This window comes from Methylophaga thiooxydans DMS010, from assembly GCF_000156355.1.
GTDB lineage: Bacteria > Pseudomonadota > Gammaproteobacteria > Nitrosococcales > Methylophagaceae > Methylophaga > Methylophaga thiooxydans.
This window is the reverse complement of record NZ_GG657907.1, coordinates 22,306-42,421: the sequence shown is the minus strand read 5'-3', so window position 1 is coordinate 42,421 and position 20,116 is coordinate 22,306. Positions and strand designations below refer to the sequence as shown.

Annotated in this window: 31 protein-coding genes; 28 read left to right on the top strand and 3 right to left on the bottom strand. The window is 47.2% G+C overall.

Translation table 11 applies throughout. The features are described from left to right. The first annotated feature begins 210 nt into the window (after window positions 1-210). From MDMS009_RS15345 to der, 3 genes are read left to right on the top strand one after another with little or no spacing between them, the layout of a single operon-like run. Window positions 211-849, top strand: a complete 639-nt coding sequence (locus MDMS009_RS15345; protein ID WP_008292301.1) for a YfgM family protein — start codon at window positions 211-213, stop codon at window positions 847-849. Continuing rightward, entirely contained in the window at window positions 839-2,008 is a 1,170-nt protein-coding gene (bamB, locus tag MDMS009_RS15340; protein WP_008292344.1) for an outer membrane protein assembly factor BamB, read from the top strand. Before MDMS009_RS15345 ends, bamB begins: the two co-directional genes overlap by 11 nt. A 1-nt stretch (window position 2,009) precedes the next feature. Then, window positions 2,010-3,416: a ribosome biogenesis GTPase Der gene (der, locus tag MDMS009_RS15335; protein ID WP_008292369.1), complete on the top strand. Its 1,407-nt coding sequence runs from the start codon at window positions 2,010-2,012 to the stop codon at window positions 3,414-3,416. On the opposite strand, the gene MDMS009_RS15330 is transcribed toward der, so the two are convergent. Beyond that, window positions 3,417-3,755: a hypothetical protein gene (locus MDMS009_RS15330; RefSeq protein ID WP_043888448.1), complete on the bottom strand. Its 339-nt coding sequence runs from the start codon at window positions 3,753-3,755 to the stop codon at window positions 3,417-3,419. Between the two features lie 116 nt (window positions 3,756-3,871). Between MDMS009_RS15330 and MDMS009_RS15325 the strand changes: the two genes are divergently transcribed. Then, entirely contained in the window at window positions 3,872-4,651 is a 780-nt protein-coding gene (locus tag MDMS009_RS15325; RefSeq protein ID WP_008292364.1) for a cysteine peptidase family C39 domain-containing protein, read from the top strand. 174 nt (window positions 4,652-4,825) lie between these two features. On the opposite strand, the gene MDMS009_RS15955 is transcribed toward MDMS009_RS15325, so the two are convergent. Continuing rightward, window positions 4,826-5,644 (bottom strand): XRE family transcriptional regulator, encoded by an 819-nt coding sequence (locus MDMS009_RS15955; RefSeq protein ID WP_008290350.1) that lies wholly within the window; start codon window positions 5,642-5,644, stop codon window positions 4,826-4,828. 105 nt (window positions 5,645-5,749) lie between these two features. Between MDMS009_RS15955 and MDMS009_RS15310 the strand changes: the two genes are divergently transcribed. Further along, window positions 5,750-6,034 carry a hypothetical protein gene (locus MDMS009_RS15310; RefSeq protein WP_043887910.1) on the top strand — a complete coding sequence of 95 codons (285 nt, stop codon included), beginning with the start codon at window positions 5,750-5,752 and terminating at the stop codon, window positions 6,032-6,034. Here the strand turns inward: MDMS009_RS15310 and MDMS009_RS15305 are convergent, their stop codons facing one another. Continuing rightward, on the bottom strand, window positions 6,035-6,487 hold the full coding sequence (locus MDMS009_RS15305) for a hypothetical protein (protein WP_008290335.1): 453 nt from the start codon (window positions 6,485-6,487) through the stop codon (window positions 6,035-6,037). It lies immediately after the preceding gene. A 15-nt stretch (window positions 6,488-6,502) separates the two neighbouring features. On the opposite strand from MDMS009_RS15305, the gene MDMS009_RS15300 reads away from it, so the two are divergent. The 23 genes from MDMS009_RS15300 (at window position 6,503) to MDMS009_RS15195 (ending at window position 20,115) form a co-directional block, all read left to right on the top strand. Next, a complete protein-coding gene (locus MDMS009_RS15300; RefSeq protein WP_008290339.1) occupies window positions 6,503-7,072 on the top strand; it encodes a hypothetical protein in 570 nt (189 codons plus the stop codon). Further along, complete coding sequence (locus tag MDMS009_RS15295; RefSeq protein WP_008290354.1) at window positions 7,065-9,233, top strand: transposase domain-containing protein; 2,169 nt, start codon at window positions 7,065-7,067, stop codon at window positions 9,231-9,233. The genes MDMS009_RS15300 and MDMS009_RS15295 overlap by 8 nt, the downstream gene beginning before the upstream one ends. Window positions 9,234-9,283: 50 nt before the next feature. Next, complete coding sequence (locus tag MDMS009_RS15290) at window positions 9,284-10,048, top strand: AAA family ATPase (protein WP_008290142.1); 765 nt, start codon at window positions 9,284-9,286, stop codon at window positions 10,046-10,048. Then, window positions 10,045-10,656, top strand: a complete 612-nt coding sequence (locus tag MDMS009_RS15285) for a hypothetical protein (protein ID WP_008290358.1) — start codon at window positions 10,045-10,047, stop codon at window positions 10,654-10,656. The genes MDMS009_RS15290 and MDMS009_RS15285 overlap by 4 nt, the downstream gene beginning before the upstream one ends. After that, the gene (locus tag MDMS009_RS15280; protein WP_008290147.1) at window positions 10,656-10,877 is read left to right on the top strand and encodes a hypothetical protein; all 222 of its coding nucleotides are present in this window, start codon (window positions 10,656-10,658) and stop codon (window positions 10,875-10,877) included. Before MDMS009_RS15285 ends, MDMS009_RS15280 begins: the two co-directional genes overlap by 1 nt. Further along, a complete protein-coding gene (gene csrA / locus MDMS009_RS15275) occupies window positions 10,877-11,056 on the top strand; it encodes a carbon storage regulator CsrA (protein WP_043887800.1) in 180 nt (59 codons plus the stop codon). Before MDMS009_RS15280 ends, csrA begins: the two co-directional genes overlap by 1 nt. Beyond that, window positions 11,053-11,385 (top strand): hypothetical protein, encoded by a 333-nt coding sequence (locus MDMS009_RS15270; RefSeq protein ID WP_043887799.1) that lies wholly within the window; start codon window positions 11,053-11,055, stop codon window positions 11,383-11,385. The genes csrA and MDMS009_RS15270 overlap by 4 nt, the downstream gene beginning before the upstream one ends. Window positions 11,386-11,387: 2 nt before the next feature. After that, window positions 11,388-11,657 (top strand): hypothetical protein, encoded by a 270-nt coding sequence (locus MDMS009_RS15265; RefSeq protein WP_008290127.1) that lies wholly within the window; start codon window positions 11,388-11,390, stop codon window positions 11,655-11,657. A 13-nt stretch (window positions 11,658-11,670) separates the two neighbouring features. Further along, window positions 11,671-12,288, top strand: a complete 618-nt coding sequence (locus tag MDMS009_RS15260; RefSeq protein ID WP_008290166.1) for a DUF3164 family protein — start codon at window positions 11,671-11,673, stop codon at window positions 12,286-12,288. An 8-nt stretch (window positions 12,289-12,296) separates the two neighbouring features. Continuing rightward, on the top strand, window positions 12,297-12,521 hold the full coding sequence (locus tag MDMS009_RS15255; protein ID WP_008290122.1) for a hypothetical protein: 225 nt from the start codon (window positions 12,297-12,299) through the stop codon (window positions 12,519-12,521). Between the two features lie 362 nt (window positions 12,522-12,883). Further along, window positions 12,884-13,435, top strand: a complete 552-nt coding sequence (locus tag MDMS009_RS15250) for an HD domain-containing protein (protein WP_237700449.1) — start codon at window positions 12,884-12,886, stop codon at window positions 13,433-13,435. After that, window positions 13,432-14,040, top strand: a complete 609-nt coding sequence (locus tag MDMS009_RS15245; RefSeq protein WP_008290338.1) for a regulatory protein GemA — start codon at window positions 13,432-13,434, stop codon at window positions 14,038-14,040. Before MDMS009_RS15250 ends, MDMS009_RS15245 begins: the two co-directional genes overlap by 4 nt. 16 nt (window positions 14,041-14,056) lie before the next feature. Further along, window positions 14,057-14,431, top strand: coding sequence for a hypothetical protein (locus MDMS009_RS15240; protein ID WP_008290342.1), 375 nt, complete (start codon window positions 14,057-14,059; stop codon window positions 14,429-14,431). Then, window positions 14,431-15,339, top strand: coding sequence for an AAA family ATPase (locus MDMS009_RS15235; RefSeq protein WP_008290124.1), 909 nt, complete (start codon window positions 14,431-14,433; stop codon window positions 15,337-15,339). The genes MDMS009_RS15240 and MDMS009_RS15235 overlap by 1 nt, the downstream gene beginning before the upstream one ends. A 75-nt stretch (window positions 15,340-15,414) precedes the next feature. Then, window positions 15,415-15,735: a hypothetical protein gene (locus MDMS009_RS15230; RefSeq protein ID WP_043887798.1), complete on the top strand. Its 321-nt coding sequence runs from the start codon at window positions 15,415-15,417 to the stop codon at window positions 15,733-15,735. Between the two features lie 168 nt (window positions 15,736-15,903). Then, window positions 15,904-16,449 carry a glycoside hydrolase family 108 protein gene (locus MDMS009_RS15225; RefSeq protein ID WP_008290134.1) on the top strand — a complete coding sequence of 182 codons (546 nt, stop codon included), beginning with the start codon at window positions 15,904-15,906 and terminating at the stop codon, window positions 16,447-16,449. Next, on the top strand, window positions 16,436-17,014 hold the full coding sequence (locus MDMS009_RS15220) for a 3TM-type holin (protein ID WP_008290135.1): 579 nt from the start codon (window positions 16,436-16,438) through the stop codon (window positions 17,012-17,014). Before MDMS009_RS15225 ends, MDMS009_RS15220 begins: the two co-directional genes overlap by 14 nt. A gap of 2 nt (window positions 17,015-17,016) precedes the next feature. After that, on the top strand, window positions 17,017-17,244 hold the full coding sequence (locus tag MDMS009_RS15215; RefSeq protein WP_081443580.1) for a TraR/DksA family transcriptional regulator: 228 nt from the start codon (window positions 17,017-17,019) through the stop codon (window positions 17,242-17,244). Next, window positions 17,245-17,580 carry a DUF2730 family protein gene (locus MDMS009_RS15210; protein ID WP_008290353.1) on the top strand — a complete coding sequence of 112 codons (336 nt, stop codon included), beginning with the start codon at window positions 17,245-17,247 and terminating at the stop codon, window positions 17,578-17,580. Continuing rightward, on the top strand, window positions 17,577-17,867 hold the full coding sequence (locus MDMS009_RS15205; RefSeq protein WP_008290323.1) for a VpaChn25_0724 family phage protein: 291 nt from the start codon (window positions 17,577-17,579) through the stop codon (window positions 17,865-17,867). The genes MDMS009_RS15210 and MDMS009_RS15205 overlap by 4 nt, the downstream gene beginning before the upstream one ends. After that, window positions 17,864-18,037, top strand: coding sequence for a hypothetical protein (locus MDMS009_RS16345; RefSeq protein WP_008290347.1), 174 nt, complete (start codon window positions 17,864-17,866; stop codon window positions 18,035-18,037). The genes MDMS009_RS15205 and MDMS009_RS16345 overlap by 4 nt, the downstream gene beginning before the upstream one ends. Beyond that, complete coding sequence (locus MDMS009_RS15200; protein WP_008290117.1) at window positions 18,037-18,585, top strand: DUF3486 family protein; 549 nt, start codon at window positions 18,037-18,039, stop codon at window positions 18,583-18,585. Before MDMS009_RS16345 ends, MDMS009_RS15200 begins: the two co-directional genes overlap by 1 nt. Before the next feature lie 3 nt (window positions 18,586-18,588). After that, complete coding sequence (locus tag MDMS009_RS15195; RefSeq protein ID WP_008290169.1) at window positions 18,589-20,115, top strand: terminase large subunit domain-containing protein; 1,527 nt, start codon at window positions 18,589-18,591, stop codon at window positions 20,113-20,115. The last annotated feature ends 1 nt before the right edge of the window (window position 20,116 follow it).

Here is a 20,116-nt window from a genome sequence, read left to right as displayed (position 1 = left end):
GACCTGTAAAAACAATGAGTTACCGAAGTCATGATCCTTACTTGTGCATAAAGCCGCTTCTGAATGGTGCGTTTGGTTGTTTTGTAGCACCAAGACGGTGCGTTAGTGAATAACGCTATACAGATGATCCACAAACGGCGGATAAAAACGTATAATCAAGCGTTTTGAAAAACATTTTGACTTAGCAGCATTCAATCACAAGGAGAGCGCATGGACATCTATGCATCCGATGAGGAAAAAGCAGAAGAGATTAAACAATGGTGGCGTGATAACGGTCGCTCAGTAATTGCCGGAATTGTGATCGGTGCTGTTGCCGTCTTTGGCGGTCGTTATTGGCTGAATCACCAGCAAGTTCAATCAGAGAATGCGTCGATTATTTATCAGCAATCAACTGCGTACCTCAGCCAAAATGATGCTGATGCGGCACAAGCGGCTTCTCAGGAATTGATGCAAAATTATGCATCGACACCTTATGCGGTATTTGCTGCGATGCAAATGGCTGAATCAGCAGCGAAATCAGGCGAGCTGTCAGCAGCCGAAGACTACCTATATTGGGTGATTGAGCATGCTGAACTAAACAGCCATAAAGAATTGGCAACACTGAGACTGGCACGATTGAAGTTCAGCCAAGGTGATAATAGTGCAGCGTTAGACATGGTCGCTTCAAGCGAATCAACGGCATTTCGTTCTTTATTCGCTGAGCTGGAAGGTGACATCAAATTAGCCATGGGTGATAGGTCAGCGGCTTATGCTGCGTATCAAACTGCCGTGTTGTCACTGGCAGCGGGTGAACCACGCCAACGGTTATTACAAATGAAAATGGATGATGTGGCATCTCATGAAGGTTAATCAAATATTCCGTACAGTTATCGCCAGCGGTCTTGTTCTACTGAGTGGTTGTAGTGCTGTTGAGTACTTATTTGTAGAGGAGGTCTATGAGGCTCCTCCAACTGAATTAACAGAGTTTACTAATGAGTTTCAGCCACAAGTGATTTGGGATGCCAGTGCCGGTGATGGTGCAGGCGAGACTAAAAACGACTTAAGCGTATTCTGGCTTAACGGGAAGATATTTGCTGTTGACTATGAAGGCGAAGTAAGTGCATTCAATGCAGAAACAGGCCGACGTGTCTGGGAGACAGAGCTGGATGTGCCTGTTATTGCCGGCATTGGTGGTGGTATGGACTTGGTCATTGTTGGCACGCAAAAAGGTCAGCTCATTGCGCTTAATGAAGCTGATGGCGAAGAACGCTGGCGTGCACGCTTGACGAGTGAAGTCTTAGCACCGCCGACGACCGATGGTGGCATGGTCGTGAGCAGAACGGCTGACGGTCGTGTAACAGCTGTCTCAGCGGATAGTGGTGAAGTGCAATGGTCATATCAACGTGCAGTGCCTTTGTTGAGTTTACGCGGTGCCGGTGCACCGGTAATTGCAGGTGATAATGTTATTGCTGGCTATGATAACGGTAAATTAGTCGCACTTTCACTTAGCGATGGCAAAGTCGTTTGGGAGAAAAGTGTTGCCGTGCCGCGTGGACGTACCGAGTTAGATCGATTGGTAGACATTGATGCCGATCCTGTTGTTAAGAATGACAACGTCTACGTAGTCACTTATCAGGGAAATGTGTCGGGTCTGGATTTAGCCAGTGGTCAGGTTTTGTGGTCACGTGAGATGTCTTCACAAATCGGTCTTGATGCTGCTTATGGTGAAGCCGTCTACATCAGCGATGATGAAGGTTATGTGTGGGCGGTACAAGATGGAAGTGGTGACGCTTTATGGCGACAAACGCGCTTGTTGCGACGTCAATTATCTGCTCCTGCAGTCGTTGGCGACTACGTTGTGGTTGGTGACCTAGAAGGCTATGTGCATTGGCTGGCTCGCAACGATGGGCGCTTTGTTGCGCGTCAACAAATTAGTGATGCTGCGATTCGTAGCAAGCCATTTGTAAAAGATGGTGTGGTTTACATTACTGCCTTAGATGGCAGTATCAGTGCGGTGAGAGTGCCATAAATTGAAACCTGTTATTGCATTGGTAGGACGTCCAAATGTCGGTAAATCGACGATTTTTAATCGCCTGACGCGCAGTCGTGATGCGCTTGTTGCTGATTATGCGGGGCTGACACGCGATCGTATCTATGGAACAGTCAGAGAAGAGAACTTAGATTTTATTCTGATCGATACTGGCGGCTTGACGGATCAAACTGACAATATGTCAGACTTGATGCGTAAACAAGCAAAGTTAGCGATTGATGAAGCTGATCTGGTGTTGTTTATTGTTGATGGCCGGGCTGGACTGATGCCTTCAGATACCGATGTCGCTCAACAGTTACGTAGTGATGGTAAACCCGTACGTCTGGTTATCAACAAAACAGAAGGCGAACAACGAGAAATGGTTGCTGCGGATTTCTATTCACTCGGCCTTGGTGAGCCGCAAGTGATTTCAGCAACACAAGGTCGCGGCTTTACCGAATTGTTAGAAGAGATCAAAGTCTGTCTGCCACAAGCAGAAGTCCTCTTTGAGGAAGAAGATGAAGCGACAGATGACAGACCGGATGACATTCGCCTAGCGGTACTAGGCCGCCCTAATGTGGGTAAGTCGACCCTGATAAACCGGCTGTTAGGTGAAGAGCGGGTCGTTGCATTCGACGAGCCTGGCACGACACGTGACAGTATTCATATTCCGTTTGAAAAAGATGGTGTAAATTACACCTTAATTGATACGGCGGGTGTTCGCAGACGTTCAAAAGTGTCCGAAAAACTGGAAAAATTCAGTGTTCTGAAAACTCTGCAAGCTTTGGAAGACGCCAACGTCGCTTTGCTGGTACTGGATGCCCACGAAGGTATTGTTGAACAGGACTTGCACCTTGCCGGGCTTATTCTTGAAAGCGGTAGAGCTGTGGTTTTGGCTGTGAATAAATGGGATGGGCTGGAGAAAAGTGAACGGGAGTGGGTGGCAACCAATATTGAGCGTCGCTTACCTTTTATGAATTTTGCTAAAACCCACTTTATTTCTGCATTGCATGGTAGTGGTGTGGGCTTATTGCTGAAAACAGTTCGACAAGCCTATCAGTCAGCGATGACTAAAGTGCCGACCTCGCGACTCACCAGAGTGTTGGAAGATGCCGTATCCGATCACCAACCACCCTTGGTGAGGGGACGCCGCATTAAATTTCGCTATGCACACTTGGGTGGGAAAAATCCACCGCGCATTATTATCCATGGTAATCAAACTGATGCGACACCAAATAGTTATAAACGTTATTTGGAAAACTACTTCAGAGACGTGTTAAAGCTACAAGGCACGCCAGTGATGATTGAATTTAAAACCAGTGATAATCCTTTTCGCGACAATCCGACCAAACCTGCAGATACTGCTGTGAAAAAGAATCGACCACCGAGACGGAGTCGAAAAGACTAACTATAAAATCCCGTGATCGTCACCCATTAGGTCGTCCAAACTGTTTAAATGACCGCGAATTTTTTCGCGGTTGGACAGCTTCTCTCTCGCGGCCATGGGTAAGTCTGTAAACAAAATGACGTTCTTGTCGATGAGCGTGTTGACGAGATCTTCAAGTACACGTACCAGAGCCATGTCCGATGATGATAAAGCGACGCGTGCGTGCTCGGTGTCTTCTGAGTCACGTAAAAAACTGATAAGCTCTTCAGAATTGATCGAGACTGATTCTTGAGCGTTTTGTTGTGGTGAGTCAAACACTGCGGTGATATTGCCATGCTGATCCCGTTTTACATATGCCATTTTGTCTGACTCCTGACAGCCTGAGTGGTGATAAAATAAGGTATAGTAAGCTTTACAGTAAAGTAAAAAACTGTGAAACTCTTCTCAAATTATAACAAAGCCCAGCCTAGCACTAGATGGATACGGAGCAAACTTTCAATTTGAATAAGCAAACGGAGTGGGATACGGAAGAGAGTCATCTCACGCATGATGACACCTTGTTGGGCTGCTTAACGATACTGGCCAAGATCCTCAACAAACCACACAGCCCAGATTCTTTGACGGCGGGACTGCCGTTGGTGGATAACAAGTTAACGCCAACGTTGTTTTCCAGAGCAGCAGAAAGAGCGGGGCTTTCCTCAAAAGTTGTTAAACGACCTTTCCGTAAAATTTCTAATTTGGTATTACCTGCCGTTTTATTACTCAGTGATACCAATGCGTGTATTTTGCTTGAAGTAAAGGGCAAGCATGCGCGGGTTATTTTTCCAGAGACGGGAGATGGCGAAACTGAGATTGAGGTGAAAGAACTGGAAGCCCTATACAGTGGCTATGCCATTTTCATCAAACCCGTTCATCACTTTGATCAACGCACAGAGTTTAGCAATGTGCCACGAACCAAGCACTGGTTTTGGGGCACCATCATACGATTCTGGCCTATTTATAGCGAAGTCTTTGTCGCTTCAATTTTGGTCAATAGCTTTGCATTAGCTTCACCGCTTTTCATCATGAATGTTTATGACAGAGTGGTTCCAAACCATGCGACAGAAACCTTGTGGGTTTTGGCTATCGGTGTCGCGACGGTGTTTGTGTTCGAGTTACTTTTACGAACCCTGAGAGCCTATTTTATAGACATGGCGGGTAAAAAAGCGGACGTCATTTTGTCTGCGACAATTTTCGAAAAAGTGATGGCTGAATGAGGACAGATGGATTAAGTAAGACGGGATATAACGGGATTTAATGGTTTTAAATGGGAAGAAGCTTTTAATAATGAGGGTTTGAGTAACATTTAAAGCTTATTTAATAATTAATTATGGATCGCGATCATTTTAAATATAGTAAACATTTAGACACATGAATTGCGATCAAGCTCATTAGTGACGACGACCACTCCAAACAACTCGCCCAATAATCGAAAGCTCGTTCTGCAAATCAAAATCCAGTGATATCTCAAAAGGCTCATAAGCTGGATTATCACTGGTAACCTTTAACCGCTGACTTGGTAGGCGCTGTAGCCGTTTAACTAGTAATGACTCACCCATTCTGATTACATAGATGCCGTCACGTTTAGCAACGTTGTCAGTGTGATCAACGAGTATAACGTCGCCTGGACGCAATGCAGGCTCCATGCTCTCACCTTCTACATAAATCAGATATAAATTAGCTGGGCTGCTGTGTAGCTCGTTATATATCCATTCTTTTTTGAATATAAGTGCATCAGTTTCCTCTTCCTCGTGAATGACATAACCGTTGCCAGCTGATGCTTTTACATCAAACAGTGGGATGTGGGCGAATGTTTCCATAATGCTACCAGTTCCTGCTGAATAGTCTTTGATGCTCGATCCCACTTCTTCGTTGGAAGTGGGATCGACTTGCCCCACTTTAGATTTTCGATCCCGCTTTTCATAAGTTTCTGATTCGTTTGAATTTCTATGTGTTGATGATGAATTATCATCAACATCTAAGTGGGATCGAGTTGGAAAGGTTTCGTTCCCCGTCAGCACGTAATACGAATTAAACCCAAGCCCTAATATTTTTTCTAAATAAATAGCATCAGGGCTACGTTCACCTTTTTCATATTTGGCTTGTGACTGCCTTGTGATTCCAACAAAGTCAGCAACATCCTGCTGGGTTAAGCGTAGACGCTTACGCTCCTCTAGTATTCTGCCGCCAATGTAAACTAATGATTCCATTACAAGCCCTTGACAATGTTATTTTATGTGTACATAATTTTTGCAGGTGTTATGTTTTGTTTGCATTTATGTAAACGCTTATATATTTAATTACGGATTGTAACAATGAACTACAAGCAAATACATCAAGCATTGAAAGCCAAAGGTCTTTCTTGGTTAGTCGCTGGTGAAGTAATTGGTTGCACTCATCAGCATGTAATGAATGTTTGTGCAAGACGAGCGGAAAGTTTAAGAGTTGCACGATCAATATCCGTGCTAATCGAGAAAGATATTGCAGCAGTTTTTCCGGATATTCCCCGCTATCAGTCTGATGTAAAAACTGATCGCCAAGCCAAAATTGATCAAGCAAAAGCGCGTCTGGCAGAAGCCGGTCTTGCTGAGAGCGCCTAATCATGGTTGATAACTATCCGCATCAAGAGCACTTACATCCGCAAAAAGCACGCGCCCACAAAGCAGTTCAAACCAACGGCGATTCCAGTTCGGCGGCACAAGGTAAGTATCGGCTGGATGAGTGCGCTTCAACGTCGCAATCAAACTTTTTAGTTGATAAAGACGGAATGCCAGTTTCTCCTGGGTTTGGTGATCCAGATCGCCAATCTGCTTACAAAGCGTCGCGGATGAAGGCGGCAATACGTTTTCAACAACTTGCCAAGCAACAGTCTCAGCGAGTTGTGGAAGTTCCTCTGAATTGTCCGGTTCACGTATGTCCGATTTGTCAACTTTCAATGCTTTTAAAAAAGCTGATAGCTCGGATAAAAGCATGGTCGATGAAATGATGATGAATCCATCATTCTGCCCGTGTAAATACGCGGCACTGACGGGTGCTGGTCTGGTTGTTTTCACTTTGTTATCTCCTGTTTGGTTAAAACGCAGAACCAGCCTATCCCGTGCAGTACTGCCGCAACAATCAATAAATTTGGAAGTGGTGTTGTGATGAGAATTCCAAAAAGTAAGGTGGCTTGGAAACGCATCCAGCCGAACAATATAAAAGACGCGCTGCGGCTTAATAAAGAGTACGCCAGACAGTTCAAAAGGCTAACTGTTCCAGCTATCGCTGAACTGATGGCTGTCAGTGAAGACCGCTTATACAAATGGCTCTCTACTGGTGATATGCCAGTCAGTTTTATCCCGGCATATGAGCATATCTGTGAGATGGATTATGTCACCCAATATCTGGGTTACCGAAGTAACAAGCTGATGATTCAAATCCCCACAGGGAAAAAAGTGGATGAACTAGGTTTAGCCGAACTACAGCAGCTTTCTGCAGATGCAATGAGTTTGCTAATCAAGTTTTATCGTGAGGGTGAGTCGGTAGATATCCTTACTTCAGCGCTCACTCGACTGTTAGCTGGCGTGGCATACCACAGAGAAAATGTTATCTCTCAGAGTCAGCCAGGTCTAGATTTTGAGGGCGGTGAAGATGACTGAACAAAACAGGGAATGGTTCACAGCAACTGAATTAGCAAACAAACCAGGTCTTCCAAAGTACAAGCGTGGCGTTAATCAGCAGGCCTCAAAACAAGGCTGGAATACAAGGCAAGTAAAAGTAAGAGGTGGATCAGCAAATGAATACCACCTTTCCAGCCTGCCAGTAGAAACTCAGGCCGCGTTGATAAAACAACACCTGCCGACCCCAGTTAAGAGCAGCTCGGAAAGCACTGAATTTAGCTACGATCCTCAAGCATTATGGCAGCACTATGACAACAAGCCACAAAAACAAAAGGACGCAGCTCAGAACAAACTCAACCTGCTTTTGCAGGTCATGGCTCTGACAGAAAACGGTGGCGCCACACTTAAGAATGCCTTCTTACTGGTGGCTGATCAAAACGACATTAGTGAACGCACCATGCAAGGCTGGTATCACGGTACCAAGAGCAAGAAAGGGGTGAAATTCTATGCTCGTCAAGACTGGTTAGCCGCGCTGGTACCCGGCTTTGTTGGCCGAACGGTCACAGCAGATATGGATACTGAGGCTTGGGAATTTTACAAAGCCGATTACCTTCGCCTGGAGCAGCCAGAGTTCGAAGCCTGTTACTACCGACTACAACGTACTGCAGCCGAACAAGGCTGGAAAATCCCCAGCAAAAAAACACTGGAACGTCGCATCAAAGCCATACCGCTGGCAACCCGCGTTTATCTACGTGAAGGTGAAGCCGGTTTGATCAAACTGTTTCCTGCCCAACAGCGAACAGTCCAAGAGCTACATGCGCTTGAGTGGATCAATGGTGATGGCTACCAACACAACGTGTTTGTTCTATTGCCAAATGGCGATGTAACGCGCATGAAAACGTGGTTCTGGCAGGACGTCTACAGCCGCAAAATACTGGCTTACCGCGTCGATGAATCAGAAAACACCGACTCAATCCGAGCCAGTTTTGGCGATGTTGTGGATCAGTTCGGCATACCCGAACACGTCACTATTGATAACACCCGCGCTGCAGCCAATAAATGGATGACCGGTGGCGTTAAAAACCGCTATCGCTTCACCGTAAAAGAAGATGATCCACTCGGCCTATTCCCTACGCTCGGTATCAAAGTGCACTGGACATCAGTGATTGGCGGCAAAGGACACGGTCAGGCTAAACCTGTCGAACGTGCCTTTGGTGTTGGTGGTCTTGGTGAATATCTGGACAAGCATCCTAAGTTTGAAGGTGCCTATACCGGCCCAAACCCAATGGCCAAGCCAGAAAACTACGCCAAAAAAGCGGTACCCATTGAAACGTTCCTAGCAGTACTGGAACAAGAAATCATTGCTTGGAATGCCAAACCGGCTCGACGCACTGAAATCTGCAACGGCACAAAAAGTTTTGATCAAGCTTTCACCGAAAGCTATCAAACCGCCGTTATCAAAACAGCTAACCAAGAACAACGTCGCATGTGGCTGCTGATGGCTGAAGCCATCAAAGTGCAGAAAGATGGATCATTTAATCTTGATGCCGGATCAGCCACAGGACAAGGCAAAAACCGCTACCACGCGCCAGCGTTGCTCGACTTTGCAGGCCAGAAGATTACCGTTCGTTTTGACCCTCAAGCGCTGCATGAAATCGTCTATGCCTACACCTTAGATAATCGCTATATCGGTGAGGCGCAATGTATTGAAGCTACTGGGTTTGGTGATACTGAAGCGGCTCGAAGCTTCAACAAGCATCGCACTCGCTTTATCAAGGCCACCAAGCTGGCAGCGAAAGCCGAAGTCGCGATGGATGCAATGGAAGTGGCAAGTCGCCTGCCTTTGCAGCCACAGCCTGAAGTCGCCAACCCGAAAGTGGTCAGACCACTTCGCCCAGCGCCAGAACTAGGCCGACACATACCGCAGCCACAACTAACTGACGAACAAAAACAGGATCTGGCTACATTCCAAGCCGAGTTCCAACAGCCACAAGAGCCTGCAGCACAAATCATAAGAAATGATGACCCCAGAGCGCGCTACAAGCGTTGGGTCAATTTAGACCGTCGGTTGCGAGAAGGGAGTCAACTCTCAGCAGCTGATCAGAAATTCTGGGCGATGTACCAGAAAGGCGATGAGTTCCGCTTTATGAGCGAGTTCAGCGCTGACTTTGAGAGCTTCGACGAAACTGTCGAGGCATAAAAAAACAAACCCGCTGGCAGGCGGGTAAGTAAAACGTGATGAGGTAAATAATGACAACAAATCAAAACGTGGTCAACTTGGGAGACAGAGTCGAAGCCTCTGTCACCACGGCACCACTGAAAAACGTCATGCTCTGTACACGATTGCTGGAACAAGCGATGAATCGCCCAGCACATCTACCAGGTATGGTCACTTTCTTTGGCCCGAGTGGCTGGGGTAAATCGTTTGCTGCAGCTTATGCAGCGAATAAATACCGCGCTTACTACGTTGAATGCAAAAGCACCTGGACAAAAAAAGCGCTGCTCCTTTCCATTCTCAAAGAAATGGGCATCCAGCCAGATAAGACCAACTATGACATGGTCGAGCAAATCAGTCAGCAGCTGGCGCTGAGTGGTCTGCCGCTCATCATCGATGAGATGGATCACATCGTCGAAAAGAAAGCCGTCGAAGTAGTGCGTGACATTTATGAAGGATCAAACGCTGCCATCCTGCTGATCGGTGAAGAGAAGCTCCCGACCAAGCTGCTCAAGTGGGAACGGTTCCACAATCGAATGCTGGCTTGGCAAGGCGCTCAACCTGCCGATCTGGAAGACACACGACAACTGTCCCAACTTTACTGCCCGGACATCACCATTGCTGATGACCTGCTCGAACGCATCCAGCGTGAAAGCATGGGCGTCGCCCGTCGAATCTGCGTCAATCTCAACCAAGTTCAGCAAGCCGCCTACTCAGCTGGTACCGACCAAATCGACGTCAAACTCTGGGGTAACCGTCCCCTCTATACCGGCGACGCACCCAGGAGGAAGGTTAAATGACACAGCCTGTTCATATCACAAGAGCAAACGGCAAGCTGTCAGGTAGAGATGCCTGCTGGCAAGCCATACGTGAATTGAAAGTGTTTTCTTTACTTGACCTGGAAGCACACACCAGTGATCACAAACAGCTGAATGAAGTGAATCGCCGAACAGCCAGAACCTACGTGATAGGGCTGGAAGGTGCTGGCTATCTGGAACGCACCACCAAGCGCATGGGCGGTGCCATTGTCTGGAGGCTGACTCGTGATGTCGGTGTGAATGCACCTCGCGTCAACCGCAAAGGTGACCACGTCACTGGTGGCGAGAGCCGTGAACAGATGTGGCGAACCATGCGAATTCTGAGTGATTTCAGTTGGCGTGATTTGGTGGCATCAGCCTCTACGGAAGAAACACCTATCGAACCGAACACTGCCAAGGATTACATCACCTTTCTGGCTAAGGCGAATTATCTCAAAGAGATAATCCCAGCCAACCATGGTGGTGGTCTGGCGCGATACAAACTATTACCCGCGATGAATACCGGTCCAAAGCCGCCGATGATTCAACGCATTAAACAAGTCTTTGATCCCAATTTAAACAAGGTCGTATGGCCAAAGGATGGTGAGTAATGGATGAAGCGACAGTAGACGTAATTCAACAATTAATGGCATGGCACCAGAAACGAGTTGATGAATTGCAGCTGATAGTGGATCAAAAAGGTGCCTCTATCAAAATCGGTGAAGAGATTGAAATAACCGATCCGGAGGTGCTCAAAGGCGTTCATTTAGGCGTGAAGATTAGTTTGTCACTGCTTGGCAAGTTACCCATTTCATTAAAGGAAGGTGAGTAATGCTGATTTTAACAAGACGTGTGGGCGAAGCCCTGATTATCGGTGATGACGTTGTCGTGAATGTGCTTGGTACCAAAGGTAATCAAGTCCGGATCGGGGTTGAAGCCCCAAAAGATGTCTCTGTTCATCGTGAAGAAATTTATAACCGCATTCAGAAAGAAAAGGATGACAACAAATGAGCGACTGGAAACAAGTACTCAAAACCGAATGTGAGAAAACATCACAAGCCAAGGTGGCCGCTGTTCTCAGACAGAATGATGGCTTTCCTTCACCAACCGTGATTAACCAGGTCATCAAGAGTAAATACCCCGGCAGAACTGACCGACTGCAAGCACTCATTGAAGGCAAGTTTATGTCCGGCAGTGTGCAATGCCCGGTGGTTGGTGCTATCCCCAGCGACCAATGCATTGAATACCAAAGCCGCCCGTATGCAGCAACAAACCCGACACGCATTCAACTTTATAGAGCCTGCCGTGGCGGCTGTGAACACAGCAAAATTGGAGCCTAATCATGAACAAGAATTTGGGTAACGACATCATCAGCAAAAAAGTAGAAGACGTTCGCCACTGCTTAGCAGAACTAGCACGACGTGGCCTCACCATTACCGATATCAACATCGGTGAAGCCAGAAAGCCGACCATCACCATCGTCGGCTACAACGACAGTCCAGGTGGACTTAAGGGCGGCACAAAAACCCGCATTAAAACCGGCCTACGTCGTCTCGAAACCTACGCCACAGAAGTCAGCGGCTGCCAGGTGCAGTGGAAAGTTGTGGCTTAAACAGGAGTAACCCATGAATACAGCTATCAATACAGAGCAACACAAGGTGAACGCACAAGGTCACCTTGTACCCATTAGCAAAATCAAACAAATCGATCTGGATCGTGATGATCTTATCGAAGAACTGTTTGGTAAGGCCGAGTTGCTGCGAGAGCAGATGGTCGCCTTCAAAGCTCAGGCGATGAATGACGTTTATGCCTTCGTCGAGCTTGTTGCAGAAAAATACGATGCCAAGCTCGGTGGCAAAAAAGGCAATATCAGCCTCACCAGCTATGACGGTAAACGCCAGATTCGCATTCAAATGGCCGAGCTGTTGCACTTCGATGAGCGTGCTGAAGCAGCTAAATCCCTGATTGATGAATGCATTCAAGAATGGTCAGAAGGCAGCAACGACAATATCAAAGCCCTGGTCGATCACGCCTTCAAAACCAACACTGAAGGCCAGCTTAGTGCTGCCCGAATCCTCGGACTGCTGCGGCTGGAGATTGACGATCACAAATGGAAGCAAGCCATGGAGGCGCTGAAAGATTCGATGCAAATCACTGGCTCCAGCGCCTATGTGCGTTTCTATTACCGCCCGACCACCGAGAGCAAGTTTCAGAATCTGGCTCTCGATATGGCTGCTCTGTGAGGTCTTCTATGGAAATGATTGTATTCGAAGACAGGGGCCAGGACTTTCTGGAGTGGGACATCGATGAAGATGGCGTCGTTGTTGATTCAAGACCATTTCAGGCTGGTATCTGGAGTGGCACGTTTGTATCAGACATAAAAGTTGGTGAGCGACCAACCGTCACCAGTCCCCGTGATGGGGTTCAACGACAGTTGAAGTATCGCGTCATCGATATTCAGCCTAAATCCGCTTAACCAACGGCGCGTCAGCAGACAGGTGGTGCCAGCAAAAAACTAACAGACTGCAGCTGAGACGGTGGGTTTTATAACCTTTCTCCCCGCCGGGCAACGCCGACTGATCCACGAGACGGATTACTTAGCCCCTTCGTTGGGGTTAAGGCAGTGAAAAATCCGGGAGATGATATGGATGAATTAAGGAACCCAATCTGTTTTGCACGTTGCATCTGGCGGTCGCTTAGTCGTGGTCGGTATATATCTGGTCACAAGTACAAAACAGCAAAAGAGGTTACACCGGAAAACATTCATATCCTCCGCTGTAAACATTGTGGCCATAACTCCATTGCATGGAGCTGGGGATCGTTAGAGGAATCCAAATAATGAACATGAAAGAAGCAAGCGAGATGCGACCAGACATACTCACTATCAGTGGTGAATACTTTAACTTTATGTGTCCTGAAGAGTCTGAGTTCGACATTTACGTTGCCGCTCATGGCCTATCAAACATTTGCCGCTTCGCTGGCCACACTAATAAGTTCTACAGCGTAGCCCAACATTCGGTTTATGTGTCTGAAATTGTACCGCCTGAAATGGCTTTGCACGGACTGCTGCATGATGCCGCAGAGGCGTTTGTTGGTGATGTGGCCAGACCACTGAAAAACCTCTTGCCCGATTATCGTGAAATAGAGAAGCGTGTTGAAAAAGCCGTGTTAGGCCGTTTTGGGTTAGACGCTGAGATGCCTGCAGAAGTGAAGCACGCAGACTTGGTCTTGTTAGCCACAGAGCAGCGTGACTTGATGGCACCACACGATGATGAATGGCCGTTAATTAAAGATATTGAGCCATTAAAAAAAGCCATTGAACCAGTGTCTCCCAGCACAGCGTTTTTAATGTTTGTTGGCCGTTATCTACAAATCGTGGGGCAGCTATGAGTTCAAGACAAAAGCTAATCCAGCTTGTTCATATCGGCGCTAGCCGCTTGTTTAAGGACGAAGAAGCTCGTCGCACATGGCAAGGAGACCATACCGGTGAACGTTCGTGCAGCAAGATGACGGACAAAGAATTGAAACATTTAGTCAATTTGCTACGTGATGCCAAAGCGATTAAACCACCTAAACGCGCAGGCAGAAAGCCATTCAATCGCAGCCCGTATATGGCAAAAATTGAAGCCTTACTGACCGATATGCAACTCAGTTGGGAATACGCTGAAACCATAGCCTGGCACGTCACCGGTGGTAAAGGCCATGCAACAACAGGCCGTCCTGGTATTGAACGTCTGGAGTGGGTGCACAAGCGTCAGCAGTTTGAAGCGATCATTGCCGCGTTATATCAGGAACAGAAAAAACGCAGCCTGCTGCAAACCGTTGAGTACCTACTGGATGCCATGAACCTGAGCGAAAGCTATGTCGAGAAGCTGGTAGCAGGCCGTGCGAATGCCAGCAAGTGGCGTCGTAATGTGCCGCTACTCAATGCCATCGTCGATCACCTTAATGACAAAGTCGCGTTTGAACGTGCCACTCAAGTAGCGCTGCCATAAGCAAGGTACCGAGCCAGTGAATTTACCTGATTATTTACCACCTGTAGCCAGAGAGATAGCCGATGTGATCGGTCTTGATGGACTGTTGCGTCTGGTGAAACAGTTCGGTGGTGTCACTATTCGAGTGCCGGGGCAAGGTGACCTAAAGCAAGTGCTTAGTCCAGATCAATACAAACAGTTCGTGCATACCTTCCGTAATGAGAAAATCGCCATCCCCAAGCTTCAAGCAAGGCTATACCAAGTGGATCTGGCAGAGACAAGCCGTCTGCTTGATCAAGGCTTTACCAAAGCAGAAGTCGCCCGGACACAAAAAATTACTGAACGCGCTGTCTACAAACGCCAGGCTAAACAGCGTCAACTTGAAAATGACAAACAACAGGATCTCTTTTAATGTTCGATTTTATCAATCCACTCACAACTGATGACTTCAACGATAGTGTTGAGTTTTTATACCCTAATTTTTTGCCTAAAAAACAAATCACTATGATCTATGCCGATGGCGGCATGGGTAAAAGCTGGTTGCTTTTCGGGCTGGCAAAATATGCCACTGAACACAACAGTGGTAGTGAGCAAGGCGCGATGAATGTGCTGTACATCGATGTCGATAACCCCATCAGTGTGCTGAAAGAGCGTGGCATCGAACATAAACTGATCGAAGCCTGCCCGAATCTAACCTACTCGCACCGCAGTAAGTTCAATGGTGAGCCACTCGAACTGCTGGATGAGCTTGAAAACAGAGCCTATGGCAACGCGTTTAAAAACATGCTGCTGATGCTGGACAGTCTCAGAGACTTTGGTGATATCAATAATGACCTGACAGCCATGCGGATCGGCAACAAGCTGAAAAAGATACGTGACGCCGGTGCCACCATTATTGTGTTGCATCACTCCACCAAGAACGGCAGCAACTATCAAGGATCAAACAACCTACGTAACAGCGTCGATAATATGTACCGTCTTATCAAAGCGGACTCGCCCGAAGGTGAAATTCGCTGGCTGCTCGAAGTTAAAAAAGAACGTGCTGCCATTGCCAATATCGCACTAAGAATAGAAGTGGCAGATCTGTTTTTAACCGAACTGGATCTCGACGAAGTCACACTCAACGATGAAGAAAGAGCGTTTATCGACAAGGTAAAAACCGTGCTGAAGGAGCAAGGTAGTTTGAATAAAACCAAGCTACTGGACGCCTGCGGTCACAAAAAAGATGATAAAACCGCCCGTGATAGACTAGATCGCTTTGACCGTATTCACTGGCAATCTGAGAAAATAAAAGGTGCTTACACCTATAGTTTGGTTTAACAACCACTACAACGCGAACAACCTATCTGCTAAGTTGTAGCGGTTGTATCGGTTGTTGATAAAAGGAACTTAAAAATGAAAAAACTCGCTTTTTGTATCTATGCGCTACTACTTTCTTCATCAGTTTTTGCAGCCGATGACTCACTCTTCCAGCCATGGTGTGATGCTTTCACTGCTCAGGGTATGGTGAGTTTGGCAGCGAATCGCATTTATGGCAGCCCCAGTACATTGAATGATGAGCAGTATGAGTCGCGTAGTAACTGGGTAAATAATAGCTACCGAATGGCAGCTGAGAGATTTGCAGCCCGTTCCGGGCAGAGTTTTGAAAAAGTAGATATGGATGCAATGTCAAACGGTTGGGTTCAACGGTGTCAGCTGAAAGACCAAGTCCAATGAATCTTATAGGTAAATTTCCAGCTTGGTTATAACTTCCAGCCAGTCTGAAAAAAATAACTCAAGATTGCCCAGACTTCTAAAACCTGCTTAACTAAATTGTAGTAACACCCCAGCGCCCTGAACTCATTCAGGGCGTTTTTGTTTGTGCCAGAAAGCATCATGCAACCCATGGACACAAACAAAACCTACCCAGAACTTTTCCTCAAAGCAGTCAATCATGTCTTGAAGATTGAAGGCGGCTATGTGGATGATCCAAACGATGCCGGTGGCGAAACCAACTACGGCATCAGCAAGCGTCAATACCCCCATCTTAATATCAGACTGCTGACATTAGATGATGCCATTGCACTCTATTTCCGTGACTACTGGCAAGCCTATGGCTGTGGCGATTTGCCACCAGTCATTGGTTGTTTCTTGTTTGACTCGGTAGTAAACCACCGGCCCAAAACAGCAATCAAATTCCTTCAATGCGCTTATCGCGTGGAAGTAGATGGTGTGATCGGTGATGAAACGCTTGGCGCTATCAGACGTTTCGCTAATAACGAAGACTACCTTACTAACAAGCTCACTCTCAGCCTTGCCTATCGGGCTGACTTCTATCATGACCTCGCCGTTGAAAACCCATCACAAGAACGCTTCATTATGGGCTGGATGCGCCGTCTGTTTGTGTTGCAGCAATTTATCAATACAGAGGTGACTCATGGAGCCGATTAGCATTGCTTTAGGATTAGCGCAATTCGTGCCGGGGCTAACCCGGCTTTTAATGGGGGATAGGGCTGGTAACGTCGCTGATAAGGTTGTTAAAGCAGCCAATGCAGTAACGGGCGCAGGTAACGCTGATGAAGCCTTAGCCAAAATAAAGCATGATCCAGAGCTTCAACTAAAACTGCAAAAAGAAATGAACGTTATCGTTCTCGCCGAACTAGAAGCCGAGAACAAGCAGTTGGCCACCATCAACGCCACCATGCGAACCGAGTACACCTCTGGCGATTCATTCGTCCGTCGCTGGAGACCTTTCTTCGGTTACACCATTGCCGTGACATGGTTTGTACAAATGTCTGCTTTGGGCATTGTGATCGTTATTTCACCGAATGACGCTCCTGCTGTTATCAATGCCATGGTCAACCTATCTGGTATGTGGGCAATCGCGCTTGCTGTGCTGGGTGTCTCAGTGAAAAAGCGTTCTGATGATAAACAAGTGTCAGCCGGACAAACGCCACCTCCGGGCGTATTTCAGAATCTATCTACTCTTTTAAGCCGTAACAAGGAAAGTAAATAAGCATGGTGGACGTGTTCGACCGCGCCCAGGAGCGCGAACAAAAAGACAGGGATATCGCGATTCAGACGGTGCTTCGAAGTAGCAGAGAAACAGAACAACCTGATGAAGAAAACGGTATTCGCTATTGCTTGGATTGTGGTGAGCCGATTCCAAATAAAAGACTGGAAGCAAGACCAGACGCGGTGCGCTGTGTGGACTGTCAAAACATTAAGGCTAAGCGGGAGCGATAAATGGAATTAGATTACACCGCATACAGGTTTTGGTTTGATGTGTTTCTGGCTTTTTTGTTTGCAGGTAATTGGGTTTACACCTGGCTAATCAATCGCCATCGCGTGAATAAAACAGAGATTAAAGAAGTGAGCCAGCAGATAGTTAAAGTAGTTAGCCGAATGGATATCGTTGAAGAGCGAATGAATGGTGCACCAACGCATACCGACCTTAGCAATATCTACAATCGCATGAATGGAATGAGTGAAAACATCAGCGAAATGACTGGCTCTTTGAAAGCCATGACAACCCAGCTAACGCTAATCAATGACTATCTGTTACGAGGAGATAAGCGGTGAGCTTTAATCAAATACTCACAGAATCTATTCGTCTTGCCTTATTGCAGGCATTGGAGCAAGACCCTGGCTACTCGCATAACGAAAACATCTTGCAAATGATTTTGGCCAGTGTTGGTCATGATGTGTCTGCTGATCGTGTTCGTACCGAATTGCGCTGGCTGGAAGAGCAAGGTCTGCTGGCGATTACAACGGTTGGTGAATTGTTGATTGCCAAGGTGACTCAGCGTGGCGTCGATGTTGCGCTGGGGCGGAGCCGAATTGATGGTATTGGGAGAGCGCGACCATGATTAGAAAATTAAAGAACTGGCTGTTACAGCAAGATATAAAGAGCTTCGGCAAAGAAGTGTTAAAGAGTGTGGTTATTTTTTGCTACATCATTGCCGCTGGTTATTTCTTTGGTGTTGGGATGTCACATTCTTATTCACCCATCACCATCAGCGTAGAGACGACTGAATAATGGCTCGCGCCTCATCCATTGAGCAATTGCCAGCCGATATTCTGGAGCAGCTGCAAACCCTGTTGCGAGATCCGCGAGTCTCACAACTGGATGCCACAGCACAAATCAATGCCATCCTTGAACAGCTCGGCACTGATGATCGCGTCAGCAAGTCTGCGGTCAATCGATATGCCGTCAAGATGAAAGATGTCGGAGCCAAACTACAGCAATCACGCGAACTGGCCAGCATGTGGATCGGCAAGCTGGGCGCTGCACCGCAAGGCCAGGTTGGTAAGTTAGTCAATGAAATCATCCGCACGATGGCGTTTGATTCAGCAATGCATATGGCTGAAGGTGATACCCCTGTAGAGCCAAAAATGCTGGCTCAATTGGCACTCGCTGTTCAGCGACTGGAGTCAGCGGCCAATATGAATGAAGAGCGAGAGAAAGCCATCAGAGCCGAAGCCGCTAACGAAGCTGCAGCGACAGCTGAAAAGTCTATGGTCAGCCAAGGCATGAGCCAAAAAGCAATTGATTCAATCAAGACAGAAATACTGGGGCTGGGTTAAGCGATGGGCGCTGCTTTAGCCATATACAAAGATTACGATCCGAATGATGTCCTGCTGCCATATCAAAAGAACTGGATGGCAGATGACAGTATTCTTAAGCTTGCTGAAAAGTCACGACGTACAGGTTTAACTTGGGCTGAAGCAGCCGATCAAGTATTAGCCGCCTCATCGTCAAAGGCTGCGGGCGGTACCAACTGCTACTACGTTGGTTCTAATAAAGAGATGGCCGTAGAGTTTATTGATGCTTGTTCGATGTGGGCTAAGTCATTCAATAAGGCTGCCTCAGCCATTGAAGAGGAAATCTTTGAAGATGAAGACAAAGATATTCTCACCTTCACTATTCGCTTTGCCAGCGGCTTTAAGATTCAGGCACTCAGCTCACGACCCAGCAATATGCGTGGTCGTCAGGGTAATGTCTGCATTGATGAGGCGGCATTCCATGATGCACTTGATGAGCTTTTAAAAGCTGCGTTAGCTCTGACGATGTGGGGCAGCAAAATTCGAATCATCTCTACGCATAATGGCGTAGAAAACCTGTTCAATGAACTCATCGAAGACAGTCGATCTGGAAAAAAAGATTACAGCGTTCATCGAATCACACTGGATGATGCGTGTGAAATGGGTCTCTATAAACGCATCTGCCAAATTCAGAAAATTCAATGGACACAAGAAGGCGAAGACGAATGGAAAGCTGGGCTTCGTAAAAATACTGCCAGTACCGAAGATGCCGAAGAAGAATATGACTGCGTCCCCAAACAAGGCGGTGGCACCTATATCAGCCGCGCCCTACGTGAGTCCCGCATGCATGATGTGCCGGTGCTGCGCTATTCCGGTACCGCCGAGTTCAACCTGTGGCCAGAGCATCTTCGCCAGGCAGAAATGCTGGCCTGGTGTGAGGTTAATTTAAAGCCGCTTTTAGACCAGTTAAATCCCAATTTACGCCACGTTTTAGGCGAAGATTTTGGTCGCTCCGGTGACTTAACCGTGCTGACACCGATGACCATCAGTCAGCAGCTCAGGCGCGTAGTGCCATTTATGGTTGAACTGCACAACGTGCCGTTCAAGCAGCAAGAGCAGGTGCTGTTTTATATCTGTGATCGTTTGCCTCGATTCAGTGCGGCCAAGCTGGATGCCCGTGGTAATGGTCAGTATCTGGCAGAGCAAGCCAAGTACCGCTATGGCGTCAATGTGGTCGAAGAAGTGATGCTTAGCCAAAGCTGGTACCTGGATAATATGCCCAAGTTCAAAGCTGCGTTTGAGGACGACACCATTCTTATCCCGCGTGATGCCGATGTCGCAGACGATATCGGTGCGCTGCAAGTGATTAAAGGTGTACCGAAATTGCCCGATGGTAAAACCGATGCTGCCAAAAGCCGACACGGTGACGCAGCGATTAGTTTGGTCATGGCGCATGCTGCCAGCTTTGATTTGGCTTCACCGATTGAGTGGACAGCAGCCCCCAGCAAAACCGAACGCGACAACCCCGACAACGACTACAGCAGCCTGATGCAAAAAGGCGGTGGATGGTAAC

Excerpts from the sequence above, each read along its gene's own strand:
- MDMS009_RS15290 (WP_008290142.1), top strand. The coding sequence starts at position 9,284 with ATGACAACAAATCAAAACGTGGTCAACTTGGGAGACAGAGTCGAAGCC.
- MDMS009_RS15260 (WP_008290166.1), top strand. The coding sequence starts at position 11,671 with ATGAATACAGCTATCAATACAGAGCAACACAAGGTGAACGCACAAGGT.
- MDMS009_RS15235 (WP_008290124.1), top strand. The coding sequence starts at position 14,431 with ATGTTCGATTTTATCAATCCACTCACAACTGATGACTTCAACGATAGT.
- MDMS009_RS15325 (WP_008292364.1), top strand. The coding sequence starts at position 3,872 with ATGGATACGGAGCAAACTTTCAATTTGAATAAGCAAACGGAGTGGGAT.
- MDMS009_RS15285 (WP_008290358.1), top strand. The coding sequence starts at position 10,045 with ATGACACAGCCTGTTCATATCACAAGAGCAAACGGCAAGCTGTCAGGT.
- MDMS009_RS15265 (WP_008290127.1), top strand. The coding sequence starts at position 11,388 with ATGAACAAGAATTTGGGTAACGACATCATCAGCAAAAAAGTAGAAGAC.
- MDMS009_RS15330 (WP_043888448.1), bottom strand. The coding sequence starts at position 3,755 with ATGGCATATGTAAAACGGGATCAGCATGGCAATATCACCGCAGTGTTT.
- MDMS009_RS15200 (WP_008290117.1), top strand. The coding sequence starts at position 18,037 with ATGGCTCGCGCCTCATCCATTGAGCAATTGCCAGCCGATATTCTGGAG.
- MDMS009_RS15225 (WP_008290134.1), top strand. The coding sequence starts at position 15,904 with ATGGACACAAACAAAACCTACCCAGAACTTTTCCTCAAAGCAGTCAAT.
- MDMS009_RS15210 (WP_008290353.1), top strand. The coding sequence starts at position 17,245 with ATGGAATTAGATTACACCGCATACAGGTTTTGGTTTGATGTGTTTCTG.
- MDMS009_RS15215 (WP_081443580.1), top strand. The coding sequence starts at position 17,017 with ATGGTGGACGTGTTCGACCGCGCCCAGGAGCGCGAACAAAAAGACAGG.
- MDMS009_RS15195 (WP_008290169.1), top strand. The coding sequence starts at position 18,589 with ATGGGCGCTGCTTTAGCCATATACAAAGATTACGATCCGAATGATGTC.
- MDMS009_RS15280 (WP_008290147.1), top strand. The coding sequence starts at position 10,656 with ATGGATGAAGCGACAGTAGACGTAATTCAACAATTAATGGCATGGCAC.
- MDMS009_RS15255 (WP_008290122.1), top strand. The coding sequence starts at position 12,297 with ATGGAAATGATTGTATTCGAAGACAGGGGCCAGGACTTTCTGGAGTGG.
- MDMS009_RS15220 (WP_008290135.1), top strand. The coding sequence starts at position 16,436 with ATGGAGCCGATTAGCATTGCTTTAGGATTAGCGCAATTCGTGCCGGGG.
- MDMS009_RS15345 (WP_008292301.1), top strand. The coding sequence starts at position 211 with ATGGACATCTATGCATCCGATGAGGAAAAAGCAGAAGAGATTAAACAA.
- MDMS009_RS15250 (WP_237700449.1), top strand. The coding sequence starts at position 12,884 with ATGAACATGAAAGAAGCAAGCGAGATGCGACCAGACATACTCACTATC.
- MDMS009_RS15955 (WP_008290350.1), bottom strand. The coding sequence starts at position 5,644 with ATGGAATCATTAGTTTACATTGGCGGCAGAATACTAGAGGAGCGTAAG.
- MDMS009_RS15245 (WP_008290338.1), top strand. The coding sequence starts at position 13,432 with ATGAGTTCAAGACAAAAGCTAATCCAGCTTGTTCATATCGGCGCTAGC.
- MDMS009_RS16345 (WP_008290347.1), top strand. The coding sequence starts at position 17,864 with ATGATTAGAAAATTAAAGAACTGGCTGTTACAGCAAGATATAAAGAGC.
- MDMS009_RS15230 (WP_043887798.1), top strand. The coding sequence starts at position 15,415 with ATGAAAAAACTCGCTTTTTGTATCTATGCGCTACTACTTTCTTCATCA.
- MDMS009_RS15310 (WP_043887910.1), top strand. The coding sequence starts at position 5,750 with ATGAACTACAAGCAAATACATCAAGCATTGAAAGCCAAAGGTCTTTCT.
- csrA (WP_043887800.1), top strand. The coding sequence starts at position 10,877 with ATGCTGATTTTAACAAGACGTGTGGGCGAAGCCCTGATTATCGGTGAT.
- MDMS009_RS15295 (WP_008290354.1), top strand. The coding sequence starts at position 7,065 with ATGACTGAACAAAACAGGGAATGGTTCACAGCAACTGAATTAGCAAAC.
- bamB (WP_008292344.1), top strand. The coding sequence starts at position 839 with ATGAAGGTTAATCAAATATTCCGTACAGTTATCGCCAGCGGTCTTGTT.
- MDMS009_RS15270 (WP_043887799.1), top strand. The coding sequence starts at position 11,053 with ATGAGCGACTGGAAACAAGTACTCAAAACCGAATGTGAGAAAACATCA.